General features: G+C 62.4%; 3 protein-coding genes. All 3 read left to right on the top strand.

Going from position 1 to position 3,395, the window contains the following annotated elements:
- Positions 1 to 288: 288 nt before the first annotated feature.
- The gene (locus Q4C89_RS14455) at positions 289 to 2,526 is read left to right on the top strand and encodes an AAA family ATPase (RefSeq protein WP_303103325.1); all 2,238 of its coding nucleotides are present in this window, start codon (positions 289 to 291) and stop codon (positions 2,524 to 2,526) included.
- A 106-nt stretch (positions 2,527 to 2,632) separates the two neighbouring features.
- Positions 2,633 to 3,076 (top strand): hypothetical protein, encoded by a 444-nt coding sequence (locus tag Q4C89_RS14450; RefSeq protein ID WP_303103324.1) that lies wholly within the window; start codon positions 2,633 to 2,635, stop codon positions 3,074 to 3,076.
- 133 nt (positions 3,077 to 3,209) lie between these two features.
- Positions 3,210 to 3,395 (top strand): membrane protein insertion efficiency factor YidD (gene yidD, locus Q4C89_RS14445; RefSeq protein ID WP_303103323.1); only part of this gene is annotated, 186 nt, incomplete at its 3' end.

Below are 3,395 nucleotides of genomic sequence, written 5' to 3'. Positions count from 1 at the left end.
GGTAAGGGAAATGCGTTTCATCGTTTTCTCCTATGAGCGGCATGAAGGCGCGACGCGGCTTGGCCGACGGGTAACAGCTTTTTATGAGCTTTCATTAAGACTAGATGTTCAAAGTTATCGCCAAAGGTGACAAAGATTACGTCTCTCAGAGAAAGACAAAAACACTTTGTCAAATGACACTTTTCGTCCAGCATGGTTAAACGCCCCCGCTGGTCTGTCCTGAGAGGGCACATTGTCGGCTCAGGTTGCATTGTGTGCCGTCCGAACCGTTAGCCTCCAGACACTGCCATGATTTCCGACCAACTCCACCTCACCATCCAACGCGCCGCCGACCTCGCCCGTGACGCCGGACACGAATATGTCACGCAAGAGCACCTGCTTCTGGCGCTGCTGGACGACGCGCAGGCGCAGGAGGCGCTCACGGCGCTGGGCGTGAATTTGGACAAACTGCGCGAAGACTTGCAGGGCGGCCTGGACGAATTGGACGTGCTGGACGACACCGAACCCGACTTCACGCTCGGCGTTCACCGCGTAATTCGAGGCGCGGTGTTGCAACTGCACGCCAGCGGCAAGGGGCCAGGCAGCAAAAACAACGCGCAGGCCGACGGCGCACGGGTGCTCATAGAACTGCTGGAAGAAGACGACAGCCCCGCCCGCGCCGCGCTGGAGGCACAGGGGGTCACGCGACTGGACGTGCTGAATTATGTGTCACACGGGGTGGCGAAAGTAGCAGGCAAAAGCCGTGAGCGGCGCGTGGCAGGCGTGGACGGCGACCTGACCGCCCCCGACGCACCCGCTGAAGAGAACCCGCTGGAATCCTACACCCAGAACCTCACCCAGGCCGCCAAAAACGGCGAGTTCGACCCCGTGATAGGCCGCGAGGCAGAGCTAGAGCGCATGGTTCACATCCTGGCGCGGCGCGGCAAAAACAACCCCGTGCTGGTGGGCGAACCCGGCGTGGGCAAAACGGCGCTGGCGGAGGCTTTGGCGCAGCGCATTGCCGATGGTCAAGCCCCAGGCTTCCTGAAAAATGCCGACGTGTATGCGCTGGACTTGGGCGCACTGCTGGCAGGCACGCGCTATCGGGGCGACTTCGAGCAGCGGCTCAAGGCGGTATTGCACGCGCTGGACGGTGAAAACGCGGTGCTGTTCGTAGACGAGCTTCATACCATCGTCGGCGCGGGGGCCACTGAGGGCGGCAGCATGGACGCGGCGAATCTGCTCAAGCCCGCGCTGGCACGCGGAAAACTGAGGCTTCTGGGAGCCACCACCCCCGCCGAAGTTCGCCACTTGGAAAAAGACCGCGCCCTGTGGCGGCGTTTTCAGACGGTGGACGTGCCCGAACCTTCCGAGGCCGACGCGCTGCAAATCCTCACGGGCCTCGCGCCCAAATATGCCCAGCACCACGGCGTTTCCTACACCCCCGACGCACTGCAAGCCGCCGTGAGCTTGAGCAGCCGCTACCTGCGCGACCGCTTTTTGCCCGACAAGGCCATTGACGTGCTGGACGAGGCGGGAGCGGCCCGCTCTAGCGCAGGCAAAGGCGGCGAAATTGGCGTACCCGACATTGAAAGCACCGTGGCGCGAATGGCCCGCGTGCCTGTGGGGGCGGTGAAGGCCGAGGAAATCGGCTCGCTGGCGACACTGGAAAGCGACCTCAGCGCCAAAGTGTTTGGGCAGCAGGGGGCGGTGGAGGCTGTCAGCAGCGCCGTCAAACTGGCCCGCGCAGGGTTACGCGACCCGCAAAAGCCGCAGGGCGCTTTTTTGTTCGCGGGGCCGACAGGCGTGGGCAAAACCGAACTGGCCCGCGCCCTAGCCTCGCGCCTCGGCGTGGAACTCATCCGCTTCGACATGTCCGAGTACGGCGAGGCCCACACCGTCGCCCGCCTGATTGGTGCGCCTCCTGGCTACGTCGGCTTTGACCAGGGCGGCCTGCTGACTGATGCCGTCGCCAAAAATCCGCACGCCGTTTTGCTGCTGGACGAGATTGAAAAGGCGCATCCCGACCTCTTCAACATTTTCCTGCAACTGATGGACTACGGCACCCTGACCGACCACGCGGGCAAAAAGGTGGACGGGCGCGGCCTGATCATCATTTTCACCACCAACGCAGGAGCCGCCGACGCCAGCCGTCCCGCGCTGGGCTTCGGGCGTGAAAGTCGTGCGGGTGAGGAAGCCGAAGCAGTCAAGCGCACCTTCTCGCCCGAATTCCGCAACCGTCTGGACGCGGTGATTTCGTTTGCCCCCCTCTCGCGGGACGTGATGGCGCATGTGGTGGACAAATTCGTGGCGGAGCTTTCCGCGCAACTGTCCGAGAAAAACGTGTCCCTGACTCTCACGCCCGCTGCCCGCGCCCGCCTTGCCGAACTGGGCTACGACCCGCAGTTGGGAGCAAGGCCGCTGGCCCGCGTGATAGAGCAAAAGCTGAAGCGCCCGCTGGCAGATGAGTTGCTGTTTGGGCGGCTGCGCGGGGGCGGCGCGGTGGTCGTGGACGTGGAGGGGGAAGGGTTCAATTTCCGGCTCTGAACTGTCCTTACCGCCATGAATTGAAGCCCCTGCATCGCCAGAAATCTAAAGGGCTTTTGTAAATCGGTTCACGTTATCTCTGGAGTCACTCTCCATCATGCCGCATATGAAAAATATCTTTCTGCTGCTGCTGACCGCTGGTCTGCTGGCCTCCTGCGCTCCCAAGACGGAGAGCACCACGACCACCAGCACTGACGGCGCGACGACCACTACCACGACGACTGAGACCACGACCACCGAAACCACCACTGAGCCCGACAGCACCCTGGCCAACGACGACCAGGCCAACGTGAGCGAAGAAGTGGACATGGCGGCGGGCGACGGTCTGGAAGGTACCGTCATGAACTTTGACGGTACGGCCCGAACCTTCGAACTCAACGAGAACGACAAGAACTACAAGATCAATCTGAGCGACACCACCGAGTTCGCTGGCATCGCCACCACCGCTGACGAGTTCTTCGGCGCAGACCGCAACGGTGCGAACATCGCCGTTGAGGGCGCGATCAACGGTGACACCATCGACGCCACCAAGGTCACCACTTCGCAGTAAGCGTCTGGCCTGATTGGGCGGCGGTTCCTTCGGGGGCTGCCGCCTTTTCTCATTTCCTTGCCTGCACGAAGGTAAAGACTTACCCGCTACGAATGGAGCTTGAAACGTTTCCCCGCCCTCTACCCTTGGAACCATGTCCTTCCTTGACCGGGCCGTCCTCCGCGCCATTCGCTTTTATCAGCGGCGACTCTCGCGCCATAAGGGGTTTTGCTGCGCCCACGCCGCCTTGCACGGTGGCGAAAGCTGTTCGGCAGCCGTGTCGCGCATCATTCGTGAAGACGGGCTGTGGGCCGGACGCCCCCGCATAGCCGCCCAGTTC

The organism is Deinococcus sp. (genome assembly GCF_030523985.1).
Lineage (GTDB): Bacteria > Deinococcota > Deinococci > Deinococcales > Deinococcaceae > Deinococcus.
Note: the sequence above shows the minus strand (reverse complement) of the source record. Positions and strands in the feature narration are given on the sequence as shown.